The following is a 22586-nucleotide window of genomic DNA, read 5'->3' as shown; positions in this document are numbered from 1 at the left end:
GTCCGTGTTCAACAATCTTTAGAATTCAAATGTCAGCAATTGAGTATCTGGAAGTCAAGCCATACGGCCAGGTATCTGGGAGAGAAACAAAATTTACTTTCCGTATACCAAGATACCGGCTAAATTTTCAGGACTTTCTTCCAGCACCCGAACCCGGATTTTCCGGTTTATTTTTTCAAAAGTCTTGTTTACAATAAAGTCAAGGTACACCAAGTCCAAGTCCCGCCCCACTAAAATGAGATCAATAGTCCCTGAGTCCACTCCATGCGCATAGTCCCCCACAATAATAGCCTTCTCCACATTCCCCATTCGCTTCACGATTTTCTCCATCAATTCGTCCAAGCCGAGGAATTTGGTCACCATGCCTTTGATTTCCGAAAAGAAGGGATGGGAATTATTCGCTCGGTAAACCTTAGTTTTCCCCTCATCTTCAGCCAACAACAAACCGGCATCAGTCAAGCGATTAAGTTCTACCCTGACAGAATTGGTCGACTCGTCAAATTCCTTGGCGAGTGAGCGCAGATAACCTGAATTGGCATGGGCGAAAAACTTTAAAAGCAGCTTAACGCGGGTCTTGGATGTGACGAGGGAGTCTAGCAGAATAGGAACAAATAGGGAATGGTCGGGCCTACGTTACATCATTAATTCTTGATCGGTAGTTCAGCCTAAAAACAGCTTCGCCCTTTCAGTTACAGATGGAACCTAGGCAAATGAGTAAAAAAATTACTCGGTAAATCAAAAATAAGGGAATTGACTTTTTCTCCAAAATATGGACGAATTATCGATAGTCTTGTCAGACGGGGGCATAGGTGCTTTTTTTTGACGATGTACATTAGCGAAGGCAAATTGGCTTGACCCAATAGGGAAGCGCATTGACTTTAGGAATGCGTAATTTTATTCTTAATCTTTACAGCAGTCTGAACACGCAAAAGCCGGCCAAACAATAAGCAAAAAGTGGAAAAAACGAATGGCGCAAAAGTACTAGGCTGGATAGTGGCCACAAATCTGGTGGTTATTGTTGGGATATATATTTATTGTTTTTTACTGGCGGATCGCGGCTTTTCTCCCTACTACGGAGACGAATTTTTTTACTTTCAGAACTCAAAGAGTTTTGCAGAGAACAGCAGTCTAAATGCGAGTTTTACCTATACAGGTGCGGGGGCAAAGTTACTCGGCGCAGATGCCCATGGCCCAGCATATCCCCTACTCTACGGACTGCCCGCCAAATTGGTCGGCTGGCATAGACCAATAATTCCCTTGATCAACGGTCTGGTGTTTTCGCTTGCAATTCTGGTAATGTTCTTATCGGAAAAGAAAGCGAAATCAACGGTCAATCTTCAGTTGATATTTGTTCTAGGAAGCCCGGTGACCCTATTTTATTCATTCACCTTTATGCCGGAATTAATCCACCTGGCGGGGGGGATACTGCTCTATACTTGTACCAAAAAATACCTTGATACCCTTTCAAAGCCGGATTACCTACTTCTGCTGACCTCCATTTTAATTTTGGGTTTCCTGAGAAGTACTTGGTTTTTGGCCATGTTTGGCATGTTGGTTATACCCGGTCCATTGAACGGCTACCTAAAGTTGTTGTTTGTGGTCTCTGCGATACTCCTTGCCTTTTTCCACCAGCATTTCCTTCACGAGCAGGTTAGCAATGCCTTTTCCGAAGCTCTTCGCTTGGCAAAAGACGGCGCTGCAGGGACAGCAATGGAGCACTTGTTTTTTAACCTAAAGCGTAATGTTTACTTTTCACTGTACTACTCGGAAGGATGGTATTATTCTATTCAAAAAGCGCTATTTGCAATACTTCTTCTTTTTGCACTGTCTTATTTCAGGAGCAGTCCTCTGGTAAGATATGGGGTCACCGTCTCTGTTGTTTTGCTCGGCTTTAATCTCATACTATATAAAAATTATGGCTGGGTGGAGTTAAGGATCCTTACCCCAATGGCCTTATTTCTCATGCTGAGTATGCTTCATGAGGAAAAATTCCGGAAGTTTTCCTACGGCCTCGCATTTCTGAATATACTTGCATTTATCCTGATTTTTCCGGTCGTAAAAACCCATATCAGGCTCAGAAACCAACCAAATGTAGCCTCTGTCCCGGTCGATCTTAGGCAAGAATTGTTGAAAACCAACGCCGCGCTCGTCTATATTGACCACGAAACACTGGATAAGCTGGCACTCTATGAACTACCGGTGCAAAATGAAAAAGGCAAGTCTATTCGGTATATCCTCCCCTACTACGAGCTCAATATCGAATCCCCCAGCCACCGTCTAATCTCTCCGGGTCAATTAAGGGCATGTCCATCAAATATTCTATGCCAGTAGGCGATTCCCATGGCGACTTGTATGAGGTAGACAAGCGAAAAAACCAAGAAGGGTCGGATGCCGACTTTTTTTTCCTTAACAAATTGGTTAACTACCACAACAACCATACACAGGTAATGCAAAAACATCGCTATGGGGATTTGCCAATAGAAATTCCCGTGGAATTTCCTGAAGCCAGTCTCAGCAAGAAGCAGATAGACCATCAGGGAAAAAACCAAAAGCAAGAATGAAAAGACGAAGGGCTTGTCCTTAAGTCCGACCCGCCCCCAGAAGAGCATAAAGACCAAAGTACTCGGAAAGCTGCACAACAAATCAAAAATGGGTTCTTTGGAAAAATGCAGATGAACCACCAACGGATCCAAAACTACAGTCGATCTTTCCTCGGGTGTGTACATGATCTTGATCATCGGATCCAAATCGTAGATCCAGGCCTTTTCCAAAAAAAGCATTGCCAAAAAGGACATGGAGAAGCCACAAGAAGTCCAAAATCGCCTGTCAAATCGGAGGCTTTGGCTCCATGAGTACAGCGGAAGCGCTGGAATGTAGCAAAACATAAAACTGGGCTTGATCAGAATAATCACCAGTCCGAGAAAAAAAATGCTATAGAGCGCCTTATTGAAGCCACCTATTTGCCACCTGAGCGTTTCAAAAAAAAGCAGAAGGCAAAAAGGAAACACTGCAATCAAAGTGGAATTGTGCCAAATGGTCGGGGTGAATTTCCCCAAGTACCAAAATGAACCGTCTATAGCGGGGATAAAAATTGGACTGATAAACAGCAGACTGGCCGAAAGAAGCCCGACCTGAAAAGTACTAATATGCAATTGCTTCGACAGCCATCGAAAGGTGATGCTGAATTTGAGCCAAAAGAAAAAGGTCAATACCAATAATGCGCTGAACACAAAGGGATACTTGTATCTGAATATCAGATCCACAACATAAAGGATGGCATAGTATCCAGGAGGTGCCGGAAACGCCCCCTCCTTCAAATAGTCCTGAAGCAAAAAATTATGAACCTTGATATCAAAGGATTGGACATCAAAGTACTTGATCATGTAAGCCAATGTGAAAAAATACAAGCAGACGACTACCAGATCGTAGGCTAGCGTCCAAGATTGCAAAAACTTTCCCCTCATTGCTTCGACACCAAAAGGTAAAGCCCAGACTGATACCCTAACAATTCTTCATTATTAAAGTAAGCTTTGTTGTAGTTATAGGTAGCCGAGTCAACCAGGTAAGCCCTGCCTAAACTAGGTGGCACCCCCTTACACTTTTCCAAAAGTGTCGGCCAACCCAGCACCTTAAAACCAGGGGCAGGCTCAAACAACAAGTCCGAATACAGATTGCTTGGACCGACGACGAACACTTCATCGTACCCATCCTGTCTGAGTCTGTCCAGCATAGACTTTAAGTTCTCCACGGGAACCCAATTTCCCGCACTGTGAAAAAAAGCATAAAAGTGAAATGCGATTCCAACGACAAGAACCGAAATGAACAAAAAATCGGCACCGAGTCGGTGAAATCGATTTGAAAAAAAACAAAACACTATCATCATAAAGATCAAAACACCAAGGCATAAATCTGAACTTTAATCAGGAAAAAGGGGCTCAGCGCCAACATCCCAAAAGCCAGCACAGCAGCGATCCGAACGGATTTACTCCAATCGACTAGGAGAGAAAATGCAAAAAAAACCGCCATGAGTGCCAATAGAAAATGCTCGTGCTGGACGTAGGTCCAAAAGCTTTTTACCACAGCGTCGGGGCTTATCCAATCCCATCTCATGTTGTCCAGTTCCTTTTTCCAAATGGGTAGCTTTTCGACAAGCTTCGCGTCACTCCCAAAATCAATCATGCCATGTGAGAAGAAATAGAGCTCGGGATTCCTGGCCCTAAAAGCTTCCTTATTCAACTGTAAGGTTGGATGATCAAATACTCCGGATCTCTGTCGGTTAAGTTGCTCGAAGTTCGACAGATCCGCGTTAGCAATCCACAGAATGGATATGCCGTAACCTATGCAGCCAAGAAGTAGTGGCACGGCACTTCTTTTGTACAAGAAGGTGTGTTTGAACACCAGCACATTGATACATGTTGCCCCCGCCAGAAAAAGGAAAAGTACCTCTGGACGGACGAGAAAACCAAACAATATTAGCAGATCGGTTCGATGGAGTCTTGAATACCGATCATTTTGTTCCGCTGGATTTCCAAATCGGGCAATCAAACCTGAGAAAACCGCAAAGCCAGAAACTATTGAAAATTGGAGAAAAAAAAGGAAGTGCGCGTATAACGCAAATAGAAAGAGTGCCCAAATTTGCGCAGACAGGGTCGCTCCCAGTTTTTTTTTAACCTGAGTCACAGAAACCAAAAAACTTAAATAGGTGAGAGTGAACCAAACTAGTGGATACCAAAGAACACCCGGAGCAAATTTGTATAGCAAGGAAAAGCCCCAGCTTAGCAGCGGGTGAAGGAACACAGCATAGGATTCAGGGGAGCCGGTATATGCGCCTGAAACCAACCACATCATCACCTCATCGTCATTGACCTGAAATCTCCATGGCAAATACCAGATCAGCAAAGCTGCCAATCCTCCCAAAAGCCCCCAAAATTGTACAAAAAACTTTTCTTGGATCAATCCCATAATAAGCTAAGGCTGTCCCCTTGAAAAACTCCCAGATCCATTCTGTATCGAAATTTCCAGGCAGCGGGCAGGGTTTGAACATCGTTAAAGATTATCTTTTCAGGCTTGTCCATGACTCCATCTTCCAACTGCCGCTTATCCCAAATCCCAGGAGATCGGGGAACTTGCCTCCCGATCAGCCACACGATTCCCGGATTACGATAGATTGCCAAAATGGATTTGGAAGTGTCCATCTCTAGAGCCTGTTCCAGCTTGCTGAGTGATTCTATCAGCTCGCCGTCAAGTTGTACGGTCCCCTTACCCTTCAGACTCCATGGATATTTTGCAGTCCACAAAGGCCTTTCCTGTCCAAAAGGATGCCACCAAAGTCCATTAAAGACCAATAACAGCGAGAGCCCTGAGACTAAAATTGAGGTTTCTCTTTTCAAGTTTTCAAAGCAAAGTAAAAACGCCAAAACCCAAAAAATCCAATAATGGATGCCTATTCTGAGCCAATATACATTGCTTCCGAAATGAATAATGAAAGGCAAAATAAGCAAGAGTAAAATCCAACTGATGTTGATTTCTGGTGGACGTTTGGATGCCCCAAAACAAAAACCAAGAAACCCGGCCGTGAAAACCATCAAGGTATGATTCCACTCCTCCGTGATATGGGTAATATAAACTATCCCCGAAATGGTCAAAACTGCAAGAACCGAGAGCATCTTATTGTGATCTCTTTCAGCCTTCTTCAAATATCCTACAAAGTAAAATAGGACTGCCGAAATCAGCATCCACAAGGCCCCGACTGCGATACTTTTCAGCATTTGGCCAAATTGATAACCCGGCCTCAAACTATTTTGGGGGATTCCCTCAGTCAGACGCAAAGAGGCATTTTCTCCCAAAACGGCAAGAAAAATCAACTCCGTCAGAACCAATGGCACAAACGCTATCAGCATATCTCGAAAGGTCCCTTTTTTCCACACAAACACAAACGTCATTGGACCTATCAGCAGCGCAAAGGAAACTTTAACGTAAATGAACAGCGCAACAATCAACCCCAAACAGAGATTGGTATCGTAACCCTGCACACGTTGGGAGACCGACCTAAGCCAGAAGCATACAAGGACTACCGTTAGGGAATTGTAGGAAAGTGTAGGAGGCAGAAACGCATATCCGGCCAGCAAGCCCAGTAAAGCCAAAAAGAAAATCTCAGGACGGAGCCGCGACTCAGCCTTGAGATACTTCCAAAATTCCGCCAATGCCCAAGCACCCGCGAAATAGCTGAGCAAACGTATTAGCCTGAGTTCGAAAAGGGAAAATGCGTGACCAAATATTTTATAAAAGAGCTTAAAAAACAGGTCGTAATTAAAAACACCGGCAACATTGTCCTGGACAGGGTCAGCGAGCAGCACGTACAATCCCTCGTCTGAGAGGTCAAAGCCTCTATTTACTCCCAATAAAACCAGTAGAATACCCACCAAAGAAGAGCCTACAAGGAGTTTGACCATGCCCGAAATTAAGGAGATTCTGCTCTAAAAGTTTGTCTCGCAAACGAAAATTGCCCTGATAGGTCGCTCCGATAAAACAAAGAAGGAATACCATCAAGAATGACGAGAAAGTTACTAAACTAACAGGTATTACTAGCGAAAGTCAAATTAGATAAATCAAAACCCGTATTGAAAATGTACTAATCTGTGGAAAACTTAAGGGGCAAAAAACAAAAAATACCCAATACAGGGTATTTATAAAAAAAGCAGAGGATGTATTTTTGATCAGGGTGATTAAGCAACTTTTCTCATCATTTTTTATGGAAAATAGCAAAGGGATTTTTTTCAGCACTTTTTTTCCCCTTTTATTTTGTCAGGCCACAAATGGTAGTGGTGATTTTTTGAAGGCGTGCAGGTGGTTTCCTGTTTTTTGATAAAGCCTAGCCGCATGTACCGGATAAGATCCGGTTAGTACGAAAAGTGTTACCCAGCCTAGCCGGGTAACACTTTTTTTCTTTAGCACCCCGTATAGTTGAGACACGTGGCCCGTTTGTAAACAAGTTTTTTTTGATTTTACGAGCTAACTAGTGGTTGCGTCCTCAATAGTAGCGTACCTCGCAATCGGGATGTGAAGATTTGAAGGAATCCACTGCCCTTGAACTGAGGTTGGTATTGAAACAGGAAAGCTTTCTAAGACTGGTAATGCCATCCAGAGGCTTTAGAGACCTCAGGTTTGTGCTGGCTACATCCAGCTCTTCTAGTGCTATAAGCGGCTCAAGTCCTTTTAATGTTTTCAGGTTTGTACCGGAGATATTCAGCTTTTTCAGTTCACGAAGGTTGCTAATTGGCGACAAATCTTCTATCCCGGTATTGGAAAGGTCCAGCTCCTGAAGCAAAGACAGTCCTGATATAGGCAGAAAATCGGTTACGGCGACTTGGGAAAGCCTAAGCTTGGTCAATAAATTCAATCCGCTCAGCGGTGCCACTGAAGAGATTGGCGTATCAAAGACCTCTAGGCTCCTCAAATTGTCAAATACGCTAAGCGCTTTCAGATCAGGAATACTCAATCGCTCAAACTTCAGTTCCGGTTGGCTGGCCAAACGATGAAGTTGTTCAGTTTCTGGGCTTTCTCCCAAGGAAAACTTTTCGCGGAACACATCTTTCCAAATCGGATCTAGTCCATCCCACCAAGCGCTGAGCTCATCGGTACGATACACAAGGTTGAGGTCTGGCATCTGGGCCAATATCCCAGGTACTTCCTCTACGGAAACGTCGCCTCCGTTGACATTCAGATAGACTAGCTTCGGCAACGCAACGATATCCGTGATGCTTGCTACAGGGCTATTTTCAAGATCGATGTACTCGAGAACTTTGTTCTCCCGGAGTGCCGAGAGGTCCGCCACTTGGGTGTTTTTTCCAGTAAGCTTAGTAAGGGTTTTGACCTCACTCAAAGGAAAGAGATCTGCCACTGGATTGTTTGAGAAGTCGAGACTGGCAAGATTTACAAATCTCGTTATCGGAACTAGATCTGAAATGCTGTCACCGTCCAGATTCAGCTCTGGCATAGTCACCGTCTGCGTCAAAGTCTCGATGCCAGGGTCATCACTTGTGATTCTGGGATTGTTCTTTTTCAACGCTGCTTTCCACTCTGGGGAAAGCGCCGCCCACCAGCTTTCCAAATCCTTGACATGGTGTATAAGCAGCACGCTGGGCTTTTTCCTAACAAAACTATCCGCAGCCTCAGCTGTGAGCTGGGTTTCATCGGCTGAAATTTTCTTCAGGTTTGGAAGGGATTCGAGTGGGGAAATATCTGCCACCTGACTGCCTGAGATATCCAGCGATTCCAAATTGCTAAGCCCCTCCAACGAGCTTACATCCTGAACATTTGTATTGGAAAGATCTAAACTCTTCAGGGAAACAAGTCCTGAAAGCGCCGAAAAGTTGATCATGTAGTTGTCACTCAAGTCTAGACTTTCCAGCATGTTGAGATCTTTGATATTTTCCAGATTATTGAAACCCGAGCTTCCCAGATCAAGCACGATCAAATTCTTAAACTCGTTGAGAACGGCAAAGCTCATGATTGGGGTATTCTCAGCCTTCAACGAAACTAGACTTTTGAGATTGAGAAGCTGGGAAATGTCCTCAATTCCGGTATTTGAGATATCCAGGTGCTTCAGCCGGTCGGAGTATTTGATAAATTGGATGTCCGAAGTAGGGGTATTGGTCAGATTAAGGCTTTCGAGGAAAGTCACGTTGGAAATCGGCCCCAAATCTGTGATCGCAGTGTTGGAGATGTCTACCACCTTTAGGTCACGGAGTTCGGAGAGGGCCTGGAGGCCGAATATTTCCCGTCGCCCCGATATGTTCAGAGAGTCGACGCTCACAAAGCGATATAGCCAGTCCAAGGAAATAGAATCCTCCGGTGCCAGTTCAAACCTGCCTCGGAAATAATTTTTCCATGGGGAATCAAGTCCCTCCCACCATGCCGTCAGTTCCTCATCCCTACTCACTTTGGTGGTATAGACACTGACTATTTTCAGTTCTTGGGACTTGTCCTGTAGATTGACTTCTACGAACCTCGGCTTTGTATTCGTGATTTTCTCGCCTGAAACCGAAGTTGCTGTGATAGTTCTATCCAATGATGCCAAAAAGTAAACTTCACCATTTTCCTTCTGGGATGCTTTTACGTCCCGGATCTTAAACTTGAACTCGACGTTTTTATAGAAGAACTCGATGTCCTTGATGTAGGCGGTAACGTCTTTGTTGGTCACCACTTTGCGGTCAAGCAAAAGGTCATCCTCCACCTGCACCTTTTCATCACGGAAGATCTTGAGGTAGCTCTCGCGAATGATGATGTCTTTATCCCTTGCGGAGGTTTCAGCACTGCCGACCGTATTGAGCAGGTATTCCAAAAACCTCACTTGGTCTTCCACCTTAGCCGAAAATTCTTCCACCTGCTCCTTACTATAGCCCTTGATGGTCTGGGCGCTGAGCGAAAGGTGAAGCAGAAAGTAAAGTGCTGAGAAAAGTAAATGTCTACTCCTGATCATAAATGTACTTGAGAATGGTCTCCTTGTCTCCCGGGCCGAGTCTTACCAAATTGGAGATAAGCCAACCGGTATTGAAGCCGGGACGGTTAAATTGATTGACCTCGAAATACCAGCCTTGAATCTGGAAGAAGTGAAACTTCAATCCCGAGACGGTTTCAAATCGAAGATTATTTTGCTTCATCTCATACAAGAAGATTGCCAGATAATCCGGCTTGTAGGAATTGGCGGTAAAAGATTCGGGCAAATTGGAATCTTGAAACGCACGCCTGAGGTTCATGAATCCGAGTTCATGACTTAGGGGATGGAGAAAATCCTTTTGTTCCCCCACGGGTTTATTAAAGAGGTTTTTGAACGGTTCAAAGATGACCTGGTCTATTACCCACTCGTATCCCAATCCCTCGGATTGGATCTTCATGATCAAAGTGGCCTTTTCCCTTTTCCCTTTGAAAACAAAAATAGTCTCTACCTCTGCGTACCAGCCCTCTCTGTGGAAATTCAGGTAGTGGGGATATACTTCTGAGAGCGTGGTTTGGATGAACTGATTCTTCAGATCAGGGGATAAAGAAGAAGTCTGGTTGTCAAACAGGATGTTCAGAAAGCCCTTGCGTAGGGGGATATTTCTGTAGAGGGAATCTCCCGGGTAATAGCGGACCGTTCCGTCCACAGATTCCTCGCCGTTGAATCGTCTAAAAAATTGGTTGAGTTGCTTCGTGGAAGCTGTAAATCTGCCATCGTCTTTAATAGTTCCGGGGCTGCCTATGCCTTGCCCCGGAACATTGGATATGATTGCAGTAATAAATGCAATAATCAGAAAGATTTTTCTCATGCGGAGGTTTCAGTCACTCTCACGTCACCAAGCATGACGTCCCAAAATTCGATGGTACGACCAGCTATTTGAGTTTGTTTTTTCTCTACGTAGATCGTGATATCTTTTTTGGTAGTGTCTTTATAGTTCATGCCGGTTTCGATGGAAGTACCTTCAAATCTCTGATAGACGGTGATCACACCAACATAGCGGCCATCAGGCTGTCTTTCCAGATCGGAAATGTATTGGATATCGTACCAAGTGATGTTGACGCGGTCGTAGTTGAGAGCCATCAGTCGCTCAAAGTATCTTCTTACCTTGTAATATGCGATTTCCTGGGTATTGATGGATGATACACCCATCTCAGCTCCTGGCGCGAAAAGCTCCTCAGCCCTATCCATAACGCGGTTGGCTTCCGAGAATTGTGTCTCCTTGCTTCCGATGATGGAGATATACTTGGAGAGATCCTTCACTTTTTCCAAAGCCAAGGAGTCAATTGCCTGCTTTCTAGCTGGGCTGATATTGTCCTGAGCCATGACCGCTACTGAAGCGGAAAGGAACAAGCCCAAGAAGAGAATAAATTTATTTTTCATGTCAAATCAGATTTTCGGGTGGTTTTTTACTTTCTTCTCAGCTCCAATTCAGATACTTTGCCGCTGGCGTCCATTCTGATGTCGGAGATATAATTGAGGTTTTTCTTGGTATCCTTCAGGTAATCAAGATATTTCTTGATGGTAGTCGGCTCATCGTAGTCTTTGATACCGTTTTCCTCGTGGATTACGATAAGGACCGGAGTCTCCTGGTTGGAGAACATCGCCAGCGTTTCCTGAATAGACTGGTTTGCTGAATTGGTGTTTCCCGCAGCAGCTACTGCATTGAAGTAATTTTCAAGCTTTTCGGCAGCCACTTCTTCGGCAGATCTTGAAGGGGCTGGTGCAGGGGCAGGCTGTACTACTTCCTCTACCGGAGCTGGTGTTGGAGTGGGCTGTACGGCTTTCTTTTTGCTTTTACAAGCACCCATTGCCAACATGGCAAGCAGTGCCAGGAACAGGGTTTTTCTGAGTGAAAAAGCGAACAAGGATTGTTTCATCTTTTTAATAAATTAGTTTTTTAAGAATTGGACTAAAGATTGCCGAATTGGGGCGATTTAATTTGCGTGCAAAGTAAATAAAAACTATGCACTTTAAAGCAAACGCTATTCCTAAACGGAAGCGTTATTTTTTGAGCAGGTTAATAATCCCAAAAAGAAGTCGCATTTACCGTCCAGATTGAACAAAAAAGCCGCAAAAATGGCCATTGGCGAAATTTCCAACAAGTAGCGGGCCCGAGACCATTTGACTAGTGCGGACACATTTTGTGGAAGTCCGTTTACACTATTGTCTTTGCAACGAATTTAGGATGGCTGCGAACTGCTGATACGGACAGTATTCAAAATTGATTTTTTTGCAGAAGTCCTGCTCCGAAACGGATTTTTTTCACAAAAATTTCAAAAAAACCGTCCCTTATTCAGGGAAAACACTAAAAAATACCCTGTACAGGGTATTTTTTTGCCACTTTTTTTCACCCAACTTTGACTAGTGTTAAGTTTTAAATCAGGCGAGAGCCAAAAACCAAAAGGCCTCCGGATTCCGGAGGCCTTTTCTTTTTAGAAGCGACAAAGTTTGGTGTAACTAAACTTTCGAATCGTTCATCTTCGAAAGTTGCTCTAGCGTGTCGACGGTAAACCACTTGTCAGGCAGAACAGAGGAACTAAACAGTTGTTTTTGGCCAATCAACTGAAACCAAAGGTCCCCAAAATCTTCAACTGCATCAACAATCTGGTTTACTTTGGAGGGATTGATCACCTGTATTCCAGAACAGTAGGTGGGCGCTGGATCATTGCGATCCAATTTTTCGACCATATTGTGGTGCTGATGGATGAAATCGCCAACCAATCCTTCAATCGGCTCCACCGGCACAACCATGCAGGCTGGTGATCCTAGTCGCACATATTCGGCAAATATCATGTCAATATTCAGGTCTGTGACATTGTCTGAAGTCAAAACGAGTACGGGTTCATCCAGTCTGTTCATCAAGGTATTGAAAATCCACCAAGCGTTACCTTTTCCCTCGGTGTTGAAGACGGAATGCACTCCAAGTTCGATTACGTGCTTGGCGAGTTCGGCCCCTTTGTATCCTACTGTGATATGAAGATTAGGAATATGCGGCAACAATTTTTCGATTCCATGGGCAATGAGTGTGGATCCCCAAAGTGGGGCCATTGGTTTGGGGATTACCTGGGTCAGCGGAAACATTCTTGTTCCGCGGCCGGCGGCCATAATGAGTGCGTGCTGGATTGTGCCCATGAGAGATTATTTTTCCTCAATGGGAGGATTATTAATTATCGTTAGGATTTCTTCCCTGCTAAGTCGGTCAGTATTTGCCGAAGAAAGTCCGAACGACACCGGATTTGCTACTTTGTCATTGAAGGAAATCAGATAATGTTTGATCCCATCAAGGGTAAGTTCTTCGGTATAAGGTAGCTCAAGATCCCCGATAAGAAACTCATCATTTCTCTCACCTGGTCGGCCATCGATTTTCTCCCATTTTCCACCCTTTTCTTCAACCCAAACTTGCAAGATATCCTCCATTTGGGCAGCCTTCATATGCCTTGAGAGGACTTTCCCCTGAATCAAATCGATGGAATTCATCGCGGTGATCACCAGTTGTGCTGCCTCCTCGACGCTAAAAAAGAAACGTCGCATCTCCGGCCCAGTGGTGCCCAATACACCGGTTTCTTCATGCATCTTTTTCCAGATTGTTAGCACAGACCCGGTAGACCAAGCAACGTTGCCATATCGGACAGCAGCAAATTTGGTTTTGGTCTTTCCGTTCATAGCACAGAATATCCGCTCCATGACACTTTTGGACATTCCGTAAATGTTCCTGACAGGAGGAGCGGCCTTATCGGTTGAAATCCCTATTACAACTGGTATTTCTCTTTCAACTGCGACCCTGGCGACATTCTGTGAGCCCAATACGTTAACATCCACGCATTCCATGGGATATTTCTCCGAAAGGTCCACAAATTTTGTAGCAGCTGCATGGATGACAATGTCTGGCTTGAATTCTACAAATACATCTCTGACGGACTCTATGCTACAGATATCTAGAGGCGCCACTTGGCATCCGGTGTATTTGGAGGCAAAAAGATTTTGCTTGTTGTTTCTTCCGGTTAAAATTACTTTATATTCGTTTTTAAGCTTGAGAGCAAGATTTCTGCCTAAAAACCCTGTTCCGCCAGTAATCAAAATTGTTTTCATCTATGTAACTCGTGTATTTTTTCGTGCGCAAATCTAATTAATCATGTGAACTTTCAGTTTCTACATGCCAATTCTTTTTCCCCTCGCCAAGTTTCCATGCTGCCTTCATTTTGGAATTTCCCGGCTTCCTTTCCGTATTAATTTTCGCGATTAAGCGTTTGTTTTCAAGCCGTATCGACCAAATAGCTAACGAAAAAACGGGCATAACGAACCCAACCCGACACATGCAACTCACCTTAGTTTGCAGACCAGCATTCCCGGCATCTTCCGATCTGAAGGAAAACCCATTCAGAGCCCCAGAATTGGTGATCTAGTGCAGATTAGGATTGGTTCATTTTAGTCCCATCTTGAATTATTCTCACTTTTCTGGCTAGTTTACAAGGTTTCCTCTTAATCTGGTTCTATTTTTGAACTTGCTAAAGGTCGAAAAAAACAACTCGCCATTTTGGAGAACAGCAGTACCCCACTATTTTCGCATGAAGGCAAAGACATATATAGGTACTAGTATCGCCCTTGCCTTATTCCTTGGGGTGTATCAATTCATCTTTGCGGAAAACCCCAAGTTGAGTCAGCATCTTTTTGCTGACCATATCTCCATTTTCTCCGAAGCGGCGCCAGAAAATTCTTTGGACACAGTAAAAAACGAGAGTGTTTTCAGGTTTACAAATACGGCAGAAGTAGTTCCTATCCGAACCGGATTTCCATTTTGCGAGACATTCATTGGCTTTGACCCCCGGCCAAACGCCATCTGGGATGGAACCCTTGCCGGTGGGGCACCTAATCCCAACGTCAAGCTTACCGGAAACTCACTCCAACTAACATCCAACGCAACAGACGAGAATGGCTATGTATTCGTGGATATTCCTTTTTCATCGGCTTTCGGTCTAAAAGTTTCTTTTGAGTTTTCTAGCTGGGGAGGTGACGGAGCGGATGGGTTTAGCTTCTTTATGTTTGATGGCTCGATTGACGCCACTACGTTTGAGATTGGCGGTACGGGTGGTGCACTGGGCTATACTGCGACGAGGGCCCGCTTTGATGAAGAGAATTTGATCAGTCCTGGGTTGAAAGGTGCATATTTGGGGATTGGCTTTGATGAGCTGGGCAATTTTGGGAACTCGTTTAACGGAAAAAATGGAGGGATGGAAGATCCCTCAGATGGCCCCGATGGGACAAACAGGCCGCTATTCAAGCATTCTGTAGTAGTCAGGGGACCTTCCGATGGTAACCCAGCTATTCCACTGAGCGATCGTGACAGGGAAAACGCTTGGATGTCAGGAACGCCGGGCTCGGGACCAAGATGGGATTCCTATAAATTTATTGATGGCAGAATTTTTGACCCCGTTCAAACTCCAACCATTAGTACCAATCCGCCGGATCTGGTTGATGTGAGCCAATATCTGCATAGCGAAAAAATGACACTCGATACCGATGCGTTCGCAGATGCGTGCCTGGACGAGGGGTTTAGAAAGGTCTTTATTGACCTAAACCCTATCGATGTCAATGACCGAAGCAAAGGATATACAGTTGAGGTTCAAATGCTGGTCAACGTTGGCGGGGTCATAAAGCTTATCAATGTATTTGACGGCCCGATAAATTTCGATTTTGCAGCGCCTGAACTATTAAAAGTAGGCTTTGCCGCTTCGACTGGCGCTCAGACCAATTTTCACGAAATCCGCAATGTCACTGTACAAGTTTCCAACGAGGACGAACTAGAAAAGCCACTAGTGGGTCCAATAAGTGAGGAGGTCTGTGCGGATGAAACCAAAACGTTCGACTTGGATGTCGAATTAAGAAATGACGTAAACAATGCGTTTATCCGGTGTATCCAACTTTATTATTCCGAACAAGAGGCAATTGATGTCATCACCGCAGGTGGCACTTCTATCCCCTTTCCTCCCTCCAATGATGTAAACAGCCTTTGTCCAACAGGTAACTGTGTGGATGTGCTTTGTCTTCCAGAAAGAACCCAAAGAACCGCCTATGATTCGACCGATCCAACCAAGGAAGCCGGGGAATTTGAGGTTTATGTTGAGCTTATAGGCGGAGTGGAAGTACCGAAGGTGAGGTTTGTTCCTGAGCCGGGATATTTTGGACAAACTTCCATCTTCTATACAGCCACTGACAATTTTGGCCAGATTTCTGAACCAGAGGAAATCACCATTAATATTCTGCCACAGCCTGTCCCTGTGATTACAACCTTGGATCCTTTGGTTTGGGAGCAACAGGAAACCTCCAAAATCCGCGTATTGCTCAATGCCAGCATCACAGATACCAATAATAACTATCAGTGGTTTAGAGATGGGACTGCTATCGCCGGCGCAACCGGAATATTCTATTTAGCAACTCAGGCAGGAGAATATTCCATCTCCGTCACCCTTCCTCAGGGTTGCTATGGGGAGTCCAACCAAGTAGTTGTAGAGCTGGTCGGAGATTTAGGGCCAAATTTCCAGCAATCACCTGAACCGGAAACTTGTTCCGGCCTAGGCTCAATAGAAGTAAAGATCAATGACCTGGCGATTTCCGGTGTCGCCTCCGACGGTTCTCCAGGAAATGAAAAGTGGAAAATAGTCACCTCCGCAGGCGAACTTGTTGAAGACTGGACCTTTCTGGCTCAAGGGCAAAGCGAAATCATGTACACGGGGCTTGAGGCCGGAGAATATGTGCTTTTGATCGGAGACGAATATCGTTCCGGACAACCCGGCAGTGACGGGACTCCGCTCTATCGTCATGAGATGCCCTTCACCATACTTCCCAATCAGAGTCCCTTACAGCTCACTTCCGTCGTGGTGACGCCTGAATCCTGCTTTGGCAGTGGTGGGCAAATCATCCTCAACGCATCAGGCGGCGATGGTCCTACCTCCTACTCTTTTAACCTTATCAACCAGACAACCGGAGTTTCTATTGCCCCAGGCTCCATAGCCGGTGGACAAGCAATCTTCTCCCTCCTACCTCAGGGCGTCTACGATATAGAAGTAAGATCTGCTGCGTTATGTCTTCTGACAGACGTTGCTACGATTACGGGACCAACTTCTGAACTCGACCTTGCGCTTGTAGAATCCAATGGCATCTCCTGTGGGATTTCGGATAGCGGCTCGATACACTGGCGAGCCTCGGAGGGTACAGCTCCCTATTCTTTTGTCTCGCTTGAGCGAAATGGCGTATTGGTGCCTTCACCAAGTTTCACCCGAACTGCGGGTGATTTTGTATTCACAAATCTGATCGAAGGAGACTATACATTTAATGTCAAGGATGCGAATGAGTGCTTATTAACCTCCTCTCCAGTGTCTTTGTCAGTCCAAGCAGCTCCTGAATTTGAAGTAGTCGATGTTATAATTTGCGAGGGTGGGGTTGCCAGCCTTCAGCCCCTAATAGTAGAACTAAGCAACTCTGAGCCCACTTTCTCATGGAAAAACCACGATGGAGTTGCGATCAGCAGCAATACTACTATCGGTGGCGTCACCTACTCTTTTGTTGATGACGGAAATCCTGCAACACCTATGGAGCTGCTCGTTCAGGGTCTCTCAGCCGGTGTCTATGACTTCACGTTGAGCATATCAGGGGCCAATACCTGTAATCAACCCGACCAGGTTGTCGCTATTACGGTAACACCGCTGCCAATCATCGCAAATATAGGTAAACTTAACGCCAGCTGCTTTCAGCAACAAGATGGTCGTTTGGAGGTGATTTTGGATCCTGCCTTTGATCCAGCTGCTCATAGCTTTGAGTTGGTGGGCGTTTCAGCCCCTCAAGATTCTAACATCTTTGAAAATTTGCCTGCGGGCACCTATGAGATCAGTGTGGTGAACAAGATCAGCAACTGTGAAACGGTATCCGAATCGGTTGAAATTGCTGAACCGGCGCTACTCGGAGTCGAAGTACTTGATCAACAAAATCCTACCTGTGACTCAGACAACGGTTTCATTTCTTTCACAATCACGGGAGGAACTCCTGCTTATTCGGTTTTGATCGACAGTAGGCCCATCGACGAATTCAACTATTCTGAAACAGGAGGAGCCTATACCGTGCAATCGCTTGGGCCAGGCAACTACGTCGTTGAAATCATCGACTCCAAATCTTGTCAAGCGCTGACCAGCTCCCCGATAGTTCTATCCAATGAGCCACTTGATCCTATTTCGGTTACCATTGATGATTTGGAAATATGTGCGGGCGACGAGGCAACCATCACACCTTTGGTTACAACTGCAGGAACTTTTGAACTGACCTGGTATAAGGACGCCGCTGCTACCCAGGAAATCAAAACTACCAGTACCCCCAACCCTAGTGGCGTTACCTACACAGTTGACGCTGCTGCTGGCTCGCTAAAGATCCAAGGCTTGCCTGTTGGTGATCAGCTGGTTTATATGGTGGTTTCTGGCCCTAATCTTTGTCCCCGTCCAGCATATCCCGCAAAAATCAAGGTCTATGAGCCATTGAAAGCAACCTTGGCAATTTCCGATGAAACCTGTTTTGGTGCGCAGGACGGAAACATCGAGGTCATAGCAACCGGAGCGGACGGCAGCTATGAGTACAGTTTGAATGGAGGGACTTTCACCTCAAATCGACTTTTCTCCAGCCTAGCACCGGGAACATACACGGTCGAGGTGCGCAGTCAAAATGGATGTGGTTTTTCAAGTTCAGGTACTGTAGCCGGTTCTTCGGAGCCAATTTCAACAAATGTTCCCGACCAAATTCGGGCGTCCTGCGGCTTGGGGAATGGTGGGTTTGAAAACCTTGTCATTACCGGGGGGTGGGGAGGATATACCATCAAGTGGACACAGGGATCTCCTTCCGGATCAGTTGTAGCGGGGGATGAAAAAGGAGCAAGCAATCTCTTCCCTGGAGATTATTTCCTTTCCGTGACGGATCAAAAAGGCTGCACCGAAATATTCCAGTTCAATCTGGGGGTCTTGTCTGATCCAGAGTACACGCTAGTGCCAACAATGGATGTGTGTGAAGGTAGTCAAGTTGAAATTCGCCCTGTCCATTTGCAGCCCTCCCCGAACTTGCCGCCGGCAGCCTTTACAGAGGTTCGCTGGTACAAGAAGCCAAACCAAGTTGATCCAATTCAAAACGGTCCAGATCCATTGAAACTTGGAGTTGTTTACACCATAGACGACTCGGATTGGCTCAACCCAAAACTCTTAGTAGATGGTCTGCCAGTCGGCGTTCACAATTATTACTTCTACGTGGAGTGTACCGGAGTGGAGCTCTCCTCTAAAGTCGAAATTTTTCCCATTCCAAAGGTTGAGTTTAGCGCACTTTCTGAAACCTGCTTCGACGCTGCGGACGGAAAAATCAAAATCGTCGAAGGGGCTGAGCCTAATCTAAGGTATAGCGTAGACGGAAACCCTGAGACTACCCAAGCAATACTGGAAGCCCAGCTTTTTGAGCCAGGCAAGTATTCTATAGTGGTCACCCGGGATGGGGTTGGCTGTCCAACAGCACCAGTGGAAGTGGAAATCCTAAAAGCTCCATCTCCCTTGAGCATCAATGACATCTCACCATTAGATCCAGGATGTGGGGCTCAAAATGGCAAAATAGAAGGCGAGATTTCGGGTGGTTGGCCAGGGTACGAAATCAGCTTGTTGGAGGGGAATACAAAATTGACGACACTGAGCAGTGAAGACGGAAAATTCTCTTTTGGGGACCTCTCTCCCGGAGACTTCACAGTTGAAGTCGTCGACCAGAAAGGTTGCAGCATCAGTTCCTCTCTTGTCACGCTGTTACCTGGACCAACCCGAATAGACGTTAAAGATTTGGAGATTTGCGAAGGCGAAGTAGCCGAAATAATCCCCGAGCTGGAACCTGCAACTCCGGGAGCTCTCATTTCCTGGTATTTCGATGCCAACAAGTCACAGCCGATCATCTCTTCTCCCGACCCCACCTCCGACGGCAAAATCTATCAGATTGATACCCAGGGAGTGCTTACGGTCAGTGGGCTAAAATCTAGCGACGGTACGCAAACCTATTATTCGGCTGTTTCAGGAGTAGGTGTATGTCCAGGTTTCACAGCAAGTCCAAAAGTAACCGTCAAGCAGGCGCCCATCCTATCATCAAAGGTTGACCCAGTGGCATGCTTTGGCGATTTGGGAACAATCACACTTACCGCATCGTCAGGTGACGGCAGCTATTTGTTTAGCCTCGATGGGCTCAATTTCCAAAGCTCAGGGGAATTTGAGGTACAACCGGGCATTTACACGGCTTATGCCCAAAGCGGAGGGTGTGTGACGTCTCTCTCAAATATTGAAGTCCTTTCTCCAGATGCCGCTCTCGTTGTGCAAAACTCGCAAATCGTAAATCCATCCTGCGACAATTCTGACGGCCAACTTGGTTTTACCTTCTCTGGCGGACATGGCGATACCTATACTTTGAACTTGAAAAAGGAGGATGAAGTCTTCAGGACTGAAACAATCGATGGAACGAATTTCCTTTTTGATCAGCTTCCAGCTGGAGACTATGAACTGGAAATAACGGACGATTTCTGCAAAGTAAGCACCCCACTACTTCAACTTACCGGCACATCGACGCCGATTTCAGCAAACGACGTAGAAGTATGTTTTGGTAGCGTTATTGAGCTGGTTCCTTACACGAGTCAAACTGGTGTCTCTCCTGTTTGGAGTTGGTTCAAGGACACAAGCGGCACACGGCCTATTTTGAACGGACAAACCGAAGGCAGCGTCACCTATAGGATAGCATCGAACGGAACACTTTCCATTTCAGGCTTGCCTGCGAGTCCAAATCCTTACTTGTATTACTTAGAAATATCCGGGGACAACATCTGTCCTCCTGAATTGCTGGAAGTCAAGGCAAGCGTTTATTCCATTCCAAATCTGAAAGTATCCAATCCTTCGATTGTATGCGATCCGAACCAAACGGTGGATTTGACGCAGTTTATCGAAGGATTCAACCCCTCAGTCTTCGACTATAAGATCATCAGCCCTAACGGTTCGGCCATGACCTTGCCGGAAAGCGAGAAAGTTAATCTGACAGGTGACTATAAAGTTTCCAGCGCATATAAAGGCTTAGGCTGCTGGAATAGAGAACAGAGTATTCGGGTGATAGTCTCCGACGCCGAGCTTATTCCTGAATTCCGCTATGAAGCTGACCTTGGAGGCGGGGTAATAGTCTCCGATTCCGATGTTCAGATCCTTGAAGACGTCGTGTTCTATGATCAATCCCAAGGTAAAATTCTCGTGTGGAATTGGGACTTTGGAGATGGCACCTCCAGCTCCAGCCAAAACCCAAGCCACGAATATATACAAACCGGGACCTATATAGTCAAACTGACGACTATTGATGAGTTTGGATGTGTTGCAGAAATACAAAAGACAATCCAAGCAAAGGACGACTATTTGCTGATGGTTCCTAACGCATTCACCCCAAGCGGCACAAAAAATCAATATTTCGTGCCTCAACACAGGGGTATAGTTAAAATGGAATTTTACGTGTTTTCTGCTTGGGGTGAATTGCTGTTTAGCACCCAGTCGCTTGAAAGCCAAGGATGGGACGGCAATATCAATGGGAAGCCTGCTCCGCCTGACAACTACGTTTACAAAGTCGTATTTAGTACCAAGTCAGGTGAGAACATCGAAAAGGCGGGGACCTTTGTCTTAATCCGCTAGGGCTCCAAGACAATTCTTAGTTGCCAGATGAATTATCCTGCATCTCATTGGAATGACCGTGTTGTATCAAGGAGTAATATCTCGGCATATCAAATTCGAGAAATCGCCTGGGATCAGTTAATATTGTGCAAAAAATCTTTCGTTCAAGACTAAACCTAATCTGCTTGACTATCAACGTTCCCTTTAATAAACCTTATTTGACTGGAAATGAGCTTTCTTACATTGAAAAAGCCGTCAAAATGGGAAAAATCTCCGGCAACGGGTATTTTACCAAAAAATGTCAACAATTTTTCGAGGAGAATTTCGGATTCAACAAATGTCTCCTGACCTCATCTTGTACCGATGCGCTCGAAATGGCGGCAATCCTCCTAGACATCAAATCTGGAGACGAAGTAATCGTCCCTAGCTATACTTTTGTTTCCTCTGCTAACGCCTTCGTACTTCGGGGAGCAAAAATAGTTTTTTTGGATAGCCTAGAAGATCATCCTGGAATGGACGTGGATAAGATTGAGTCGCTGATCTCCCCAAAAACAAAGGCAATTGTAGTAGTTCACTATGCCGGAGTTCCGGTGGACATGGCGAAAGTAATGGACTTAGCCAATCGCTTTAGTATCAAAGTAGTCGAGGACGCGGCACAGGCGATCGACATTTCATTTCAGGGAAAAGCTCTAGGGGGTGTCGGACATTTGGGGACTTTCAGCTTTCATGAGACTAAAAACCTGCAGTGCGGCGAGGGTGGGATGCTGACTATCAATGATCCTGGGCTAAAAAAAAGGGCGGAAATCATCTGGGAAAAAGGAACTGATAGAGCCGCTTTTTTCAGGGGAGAAGTAAACAAATACGGCTGGGTAGATCTGGGTAGCAGTTTCCTGCCCTCCGAGGTAACGGCAGCCTTTCTCTGGGCCCAACTCGAGAACCTACAGAGGATCCAAAGCCGTCGCAGCCAAATATGGCACGACTATTCCGGATTTCTCGCTTCCCTTGATAGAAGCTATATACCTAAAATTCAACACCTGCCCTACCTAGAGCTCCTAAGAAACGAGCTTGACAAAATACAGGAAGAATTCTCTCCAATCGTCCTTCAAAAGGATCCTGGAAATTACCATATGTTTTATATGCTTTTTCCAAGTCTGGAATCTCGTACCAAATTCTCGGAAAGCTTGAAAAGCAAGGGTATTTTGTCCGTGTTTCACTACCAAGCACTCCACCAAAGTGAGTTCATCAAAGCGTACCAAGGAATCGATAATACTCCCCTCCCTAATGCGGAAATCTTTGCAGACACTCTGCTTCGTCTTCCTTTTTTCTACGAACTACCAGAAGTTTCAAGTTCCTGTATCTGATCTCTTTTAAAATCGCGAGAAGTCCGCCTAGATTCA

Annotated in this window: 14 protein-coding genes; 3 read left to right on the top strand and 11 right to left on the bottom strand. The window is 45.4% G+C overall.

The genetic code is table 11. The features are described 5' to 3' along the window. Window positions 1–93: 93 nt before the first annotated feature. Window positions 94–459 (bottom strand): ArsR family transcriptional regulator, encoded by a 366-nt coding sequence (locus J0A67_RS03675; RefSeq protein WP_317195042.1) that lies wholly within the window; start codon window positions 457–459, stop codon window positions 94–96. Window positions 460–954: 495 nt separating this feature from the next. Here J0A67_RS03675 and J0A67_RS03670 point away from each other — a divergent pair, with 495 nt between their 5' ends. Continuing rightward, the gene (locus J0A67_RS03670) at window positions 955–2331 is read left to right on the top strand and encodes a hypothetical protein (RefSeq protein ID WP_206567913.1); all 1377 of its coding nucleotides are present in this window, start codon (window positions 955–957) and stop codon (window positions 2329–2331) included. Here the strand turns inward: J0A67_RS03670 and J0A67_RS03665 are convergent. The 10 genes from J0A67_RS03665 to J0A67_RS03620 form a co-directional block, all read right to left on the bottom strand. After that, window positions 2292–3464: a hypothetical protein gene (locus J0A67_RS03665; RefSeq protein ID WP_206567912.1), complete on the bottom strand. Its 1173-nt coding sequence runs from the start codon at window positions 3462–3464 to the stop codon at window positions 2292–2294. The genes J0A67_RS03670 and J0A67_RS03665 overlap by 40 nt on opposite strands. After that, window positions 3461–3748, bottom strand: a complete 288-nt coding sequence (locus J0A67_RS03660) for a hypothetical protein (RefSeq protein ID WP_206567911.1) — start codon at window positions 3746–3748, stop codon at window positions 3461–3463. Before J0A67_RS03660 ends, J0A67_RS03665 begins: the two co-directional genes overlap by 4 nt. A 140-nt stretch (window positions 3749–3888) precedes the next feature. Then, window positions 3889–4962, bottom strand: coding sequence for a hypothetical protein (locus J0A67_RS03655; protein WP_206567910.1), 1074 nt, complete (start codon window positions 4960–4962; stop codon window positions 3889–3891). Continuing rightward, a complete protein-coding gene (locus tag J0A67_RS03650) occupies window positions 4953–6452 on the bottom strand; it encodes a hypothetical protein (RefSeq protein ID WP_206567909.1) in 1500 nt (499 codons plus the stop codon). The genes J0A67_RS03655 and J0A67_RS03650 overlap by 10 nt, the downstream gene beginning before the upstream one ends. A gap of 578 nt (window positions 6453–7030) precedes the next feature. Then, window positions 7031–9481 carry a leucine-rich repeat domain-containing protein gene (locus J0A67_RS03645; RefSeq protein ID WP_206567908.1) on the bottom strand — a complete coding sequence of 817 codons (2451 nt, stop codon included), beginning with the start codon at window positions 9479–9481 and terminating at the stop codon, window positions 7031–7033. Further along, window positions 9468–10307, bottom strand: a complete 840-nt coding sequence (locus J0A67_RS03640) for a hypothetical protein (protein ID WP_206567907.1) — start codon at window positions 10305–10307, stop codon at window positions 9468–9470. The genes J0A67_RS03645 and J0A67_RS03640 overlap by 14 nt, the downstream gene beginning before the upstream one ends. Then, a complete protein-coding gene (locus tag J0A67_RS03635; RefSeq protein WP_206567906.1) occupies window positions 10304–10879 on the bottom strand; it encodes a hypothetical protein in 576 nt (191 codons plus the stop codon). Before J0A67_RS03635 ends, J0A67_RS03640 begins: the two co-directional genes overlap by 4 nt. A gap of 26 nt (window positions 10880–10905) precedes the next feature. Continuing rightward, window positions 10906–11376 carry a nucleoid-structuring protein H-NS gene (locus J0A67_RS03630; RefSeq protein WP_206567905.1) on the bottom strand — a complete coding sequence of 157 codons (471 nt, stop codon included), beginning with the start codon at window positions 11374–11376 and terminating at the stop codon, window positions 10906–10908. Window positions 11377–11956: 580 nt separating this feature from the next. Next, entirely contained in the window at window positions 11957–12631 is a 675-nt protein-coding gene (locus J0A67_RS03625) for a nucleotidyltransferase family protein (protein ID WP_206567904.1), read from the bottom strand. 6 nt (window positions 12632–12637) lie between these two features. Further along, entirely contained in the window at window positions 12638–13588 is a 951-nt protein-coding gene (locus J0A67_RS03620) for a polysaccharide biosynthesis protein (RefSeq protein ID WP_206567903.1), read from the bottom strand. 476 nt (window positions 13589–14064) lie between these two features. Between J0A67_RS03620 and J0A67_RS03615 the strand changes: the two genes are divergently transcribed. After that, window positions 14065–21210 (top strand): PKD domain-containing protein, encoded by a 7146-nt coding sequence (locus tag J0A67_RS03615; protein WP_206567902.1) that lies wholly within the window; start codon window positions 14065–14067, stop codon window positions 21208–21210. A gap of 164 nt (window positions 21211–21374) precedes the next feature. Further along, a complete protein-coding gene (gene rffA / locus J0A67_RS03610; RefSeq protein ID WP_241265054.1) occupies window positions 21375–22550 on the top strand; it encodes a dTDP-4-amino-4,6-dideoxygalactose transaminase in 1176 nt (391 codons plus the stop codon). The last annotated feature ends 36 nt before the right edge of the window (window positions 22551–22586 follow it).

Origin of the sequence: Algoriphagus aestuariicola (genome assembly GCF_017254835.1) — a bacterium.
GTDB classification, from domain to species: domain Bacteria; phylum Bacteroidota; class Bacteroidia; order Cytophagales; family Cyclobacteriaceae; genus Algoriphagus; species Algoriphagus aestuariicola.
This window is presented reverse-complemented; position numbering and strand designations above follow the sequence as displayed.

What these genes read in the sequence shown, in the direction of transcription:
- J0A67_RS03665 (WP_206567912.1), bottom strand. Translation starts at nt 3,464, where the DNA reads ATGAGGGGAAAGTTTTTGCAATCTTGGACGCTAGCCTACGATCTGGTA.
- J0A67_RS03655 (WP_206567910.1), bottom strand. Translation starts at nt 4,962, where the DNA reads ATGGGATTGATCCAAGAAAAGTTTTTTGTACAATTTTGGGGGCTTTTG.
- J0A67_RS03650 (WP_206567909.1), bottom strand. Translation starts at nt 6,452, where the DNA reads ATGGTCAAACTCCTTGTAGGCTCTTCTTTGGTGGGTATTCTACTGGTT.
- J0A67_RS03645 (WP_206567908.1), bottom strand. Translation starts at nt 9,481, where the DNA reads ATGATCAGGAGTAGACATTTACTTTTCTCAGCACTTTACTTTCTGCTT.
- J0A67_RS03640 (WP_206567907.1), bottom strand. Translation starts at nt 10,307, where the DNA reads ATGAGAAAAATCTTTCTGATTATTGCATTTATTACTGCAATCATATCC.
- J0A67_RS03635 (WP_206567906.1), bottom strand. Translation starts at nt 10,879, where the DNA reads ATGAAAAATAAATTTATTCTCTTCTTGGGCTTGTTCCTTTCCGCTTCA.
- J0A67_RS03630 (WP_206567905.1), bottom strand. Translation starts at nt 11,376, where the DNA reads ATGAAACAATCCTTGTTCGCTTTTTCACTCAGAAAAACCCTGTTCCTG.
- J0A67_RS03625 (WP_206567904.1), bottom strand. Translation starts at nt 12,631, where the DNA reads ATGGGCACAATCCAGCACGCACTCATTATGGCCGCCGGCCGCGGAACA.
- J0A67_RS03620 (WP_206567903.1), bottom strand. Translation starts at nt 13,588, where the DNA reads ATGAAAACAATTTTGATTACTGGCGGAACAGGGTTTTTAGGCAGAAAT.
- J0A67_RS03615 (WP_206567902.1), top strand. Translation starts at nt 14,065, where the DNA reads ATGAAGGCAAAGACATATATAGGTACTAGTATCGCCCTTGCCTTATTC.